This window comes from Granulicatella sp. zg-ZJ (genome assembly GCF_010892355.1).
Lineage (GTDB): Bacteria > Bacillota > Bacilli > Lactobacillales > Aerococcaceae > WM01.
This window is the reverse complement of the sequence record NZ_WNJY01000049.1, coordinates 1-4,740: the sequence shown is the minus strand read 5'-3', so window position 1 is coordinate 4,740 and position 4,740 is coordinate 1. Positions and strand designations below refer to the sequence as shown.

General features: G+C 32.7%; 2 protein-coding genes. Both read left to right on the top strand.

What is annotated here, in order from left to right; genetic code table 11:
- The coding region (locus GMA11_RS08945) for a transposase (protein WP_205422932.1) at window positions 1–518 on the top strand (518 nt) is incomplete at its 5' end.
- Window positions 519–1,460: 942 nt separating this feature from the next.
- A partial coding sequence (locus tag GMA11_RS08940) for a DUF1542 domain-containing protein (protein WP_163546797.1) occupies window positions 1,461–4,740 on the top strand: 3,280 nt, incomplete at its 3' end.

Sequence of the window (4,740 nt, the reverse complement as noted above, 5' to 3'; positions counted from 1 at the left end):
GGTATAGACGTTTTCATCGCAATCCTGACCATAAGTTTTTTCGATATGATTCATCTAGAGATTGTTTTACGGATACACGTACGGGAGAAATTTACACCTACAGAAACATTGATAGACAAGGATATAAGCAGTATCGTATAAGCGATAACAGTAATAAACGGATACTACGTCGAGCGATAGATGCTGATGTATACGATAGATGTCGTGAGCGTCGATTATCTACGTTTGGGAAAGCACTATATAAACGACGGAAAGAAACGATTGAGCGTAGCTTTGCAGACTCTAAACAAAATCATGGGTATCGGTTTGCACAATATAGAGGAGTAGCCAAGATGCAGCAGTACACTTGGTTATCTTGTGCTGCCCAAAACATGAAAAAAATGGCAATTCTACTCACGAGAGATAGCCATTTTTTACAATATAGTTTTTTATTTATCATTTTTAAATGTAAAATCCAACGTATTTTTCAAAACTGGAGAAATACGTTGGATTTTTTATCGCTATTGTCAACAGTCTGATCGTGTTGGTGGATTATTCCCACCAACACGATTTATTATAGAGCCTAAAAAAGCTTGGAATCAACACTTTAACTGAGTTGATTCCAAGTTTTTTTGAGTATCAAATCTATTATTTTAAACAGATTATTGTTAGTAGATAATACAGGCATGACAAAAATGTAAAAAATAGAAATATATAATGAAAAATTGTGATAAAAGGCTTGATTTTTCGGGGGGGGGATTTATAATGTTATTACTGTTATAGACTAGGAAGGAGTGAAATAATAGTTTCGAAAAAGAAAGTTGGTTGATTTGTAATCAGGAAATAAAATCTATTTTGATTAGATAGATTTGGTTTTTAGGGTATTAGGTACAAAAAGGTTTAGTTAAGTAAGTATCAAAAACAGATGATACAGTAAGAAAGGAGACGTGATATGTAGTATTTGATCTTTTGATGTATGAATGATAATTATTCTTGATACATAAAAAATTAAAGGATGATTTTTTCGTTGTTTTAGGTAATTTATCAAGTATTTATGGAAATAGTCTATGTAGATATTTTGATTGTTGTATATGTGTTATTTGAGCGATGTCTAGTATTGTTGAAATAAATAAAGAAGGAAGATGAAAAATAGTATTCATGTAGTATGTCAAATCAATATATCAAACATAAGATATACTTTTGGAACGTTAAGAAAAAATCCAATAATTGAGGTTGATAAAACGAAGAAAGAAGCATAATGAAAAATGAAAGAACAAGAAACTAATTTAACATATGAAAGTAGGGCATTTACTTGTAAAAGATGTGGCAAGGAAGTGATTACAATCCAAGGTGTGTTAGATCGTAGAACGGTGTTTTGTAGTCCGGTTTGTAGAAGGCGCTATTGGAGACATGCAGATAGGCGACGAAAAGAAGAAAAGAAATAGATTTGAATATGAAAGATTTATAAAAGGAGAAAAATAATGTTTTATAAAAGAAAAGATCGATTTTCAATACGTAAATTCAAGATAGGAGTAGGGTCGGTGTTTTTAGGCTCTTTCCTTTTAGCGAGTCCGCAAGTTTTTGCGCATAAAGGTGAGTATGTAGAACGATTAGCAGAGTTTTCAAGTACGAGTGTTGATTCGGAGTCTGATAAAGACATAGTGAAACTACCAGATGCTGTACAAGTAACAAAAACAATCACTTTTGAAGATTTCAAAAAAATGACACTAGAAGATATTAAGGCATTAACTGTTGAAGATTTTGAAGTCTTAAAACTCACGGATGAAGACATAGCGAGTTTATCACCTGAGCAACAAAAAGCTTTAACGACTTCTAAAACATTTCAAAGTTTCAATCGTAAGGATCTATCACTTCCTGAAGGGTTCAGCTTTCGTGATGGGGCAATGATATCAGGATTAAATACATTAAATGGGAGCTATGGTTGGACATCTAGAGAAGGTAATGACGTTAGTGTGGCAATGGGTGGAGCTACAATTGAGAGACTTGAATTAATAAATGGTTTAGTAAATGTACGTGTAAAATTTAATGGTTCTCATGATAATTGGAAAACACCTTTCTATTATGTAACAATTCCTAAAGGACTAGAAGTTACTAATATTGACTTTGGTTCCCAAGATGGTAATTTGTATAATTATAGTTCAGAAACAGATTGGGCAGAAAATCGCTCAGATCATGTGGGTAATGAAAAACGAAATACTAGGGTTTATTCAAGAAATGGAAATGGTGGTAATGCTAGTAACATAGGTAATAGAACAGATAGAAACTTTAATGAACGTTGGATAGATTTAATTGGTTGGCATATTGATAATAGTAGAAATACAACGCAGAATGAAAGAAATATTTGGAGAAATATTAGAGATAGAACTTATGGAATCCTTTCATTTGAAACAGAACAAGATAGAAAAGAGTATTATCTTAATTATACCGCCAGAGTTAAACAAGGCTTTACTGTAAATAGTGTTAATGACCTTGCTATTGCAGCCGGACTTAAGTCTAACCAAGTACCAGCAACGTCAAATCAAAACTATGCTCGTGCTTTTTTAAAACCTTATGTACCATCATCAAATCCAAGTCCAACACCTTCTCCGTCAACTCCAAGCTCGCAACCAGTCAATGTTGGAAAGGCTGATAATATAGTTGTGTGGACAAATACATCAACAGATAGTGATATTGTAATCGCACGCCCGACAGGGAATATACCTAAAATATACTTGGCTGAAAATGAAAGAAAACATCTGCAAGCAGGATTTCCAGCAGATGCTATTGTTGATACAGGAATTAATGATGATGGATATTTTGTTCTAAAGGCAGGTAGTCTTTTTAAAACTGATAAAGTTAATACACCTATGTATACTAAGGTTGTTAAAGCGTCTAATATACCAATTAGTGAGGGTGACGGGCTTGGTGTTAGTAATCCATTTGTTATTTCGGGTGTTTATGCACCAGATAACATGACTCTTGAGTATGATAAAGAGAAAGTCGAAAAATTTGAAGTTTCGGATGATATTGTTAAACATATTACTTTTCCTAGAAATGCCTATGTCTCTGGAAACAATATTAGTGCATCATTGGAAGAAGTATATAATAAAAATGGTGAGAAAATTGATAATCCTCAAATTAAAAATTTAAGAGGTAATGGAATTTTACTTAAATATTTATTGACGATAGAAAGCGATGAAGAAAATAATCGCTTTGTATCTGGTGTATCTAAATATGTATATGTAACTTTAAATTTAATAGATAAAGAAAAAGCAAAAAAAGAAATAGATGATGCTAAAAAAGCAAAAGATGAACAAATAGATGCGAATACACAACTAACAGATGAAGAAAAAACAACGGCAAAAGCAGAAACAGAAAAAGCAGCAAATAAAGCAAAAGATGCAATAGAAAAAGCTAAAAATCAAAGTGAAATAGACACTCCAAAACAAACGGGGATATCAGAAATTGCTGCACAAGGTACACCAACCAAAAAACCAAGTGCAGTTGAGGAAATTAACAGAGTAAAAGCAGAAAAAGAAGCAGAAATTAATGTTTCTAGTCTAACCGAAGAAGAAAAAAATGTAGCAAAAAGAAAAATAACGACCGCATCAACAAACGCAATAAATGCAATAAACAATGCAATAACAGATTCAGCAGTTGACACAGCAAAACAAAATGGCATAGAATCATTGAAAGTTGCAACAATCTATGTTGGTGAACCTAAAGATGTATACTTTTGGTCAAATACCTCATTTTCTAAAGATGTTGAAATTGCAACTACTACGGGAGAGTTCTCTGATATATACGTAGCAGATCCGGGATATAGAACATCATGGAATCTTACTACTTCTGGTATCGTTCTTAATTGGGGGGTGAATGATGAAAAGAAATTTGTTGTGAAACAAGGAACTAAGTTGCTTGATCCTAAAACAGACACTTTAGTATGGACTAAATATGTAAAAGTACCTGATCCTAAAAACGATCCTATACATAGCTATGGACTTTTTATAACTGGTGATGACTTTAAACTTTATGGTGCTTATCTACCAGAGGCAATAACACTTAATAGACCATATTCTTCGGGGAATGAGGATAATGATGATTTAGTTATAGCTGAAGTTATGAAAAAAATAAAGTTCCCTAATTTTACGATTAAAACAGTTGGGAAAGATTCTAATGGAAATCCTAATAGAAGATCTCTTGGAACTGAAGAAAACAAAGAACTTTTACAAAAATATAAGTTTATAGCTGAGGAATATCAAGGAACTAATGCTTCTGTTGATAATATTGGATTATTTAAAGGAAAAGGAAATACTATCAGATTTAAAGCAATAACACCAAGTGGTTTAGAAAAAGAGGTTATAGTAACTCTAAATTACCTAGATAAAGAAACGGCAGTACAAGCCTTAGCAGAAAAACAACAAAAAGTAAATACAGATATTGATGATAATGCAAACTTGTCATTAGAGGAAAAAGAAAAAGCAAAAGAAAAAGTAAGAGTAGTGATAGATACAGCAATAAAAGCAATAGAAGCTGCAACCGATGAAAATAGAATAAATGCTGCAAAAAACGCTGGATTAAAAGCAATTGAATTAGAAAAAGAAAGAGCAGAAGCTTTAGGAGTCATCGAAAGAGCCAAAGCCGCTAAAGATACCGCAATCGACGAGAAATTCAACAACAAAGAATTAACAGAAACAGAAAGAGACGATGCGAAAAAAGCCGCTAAACAAGCAGCAGATACGGCAAAAGAAGCCATCGATG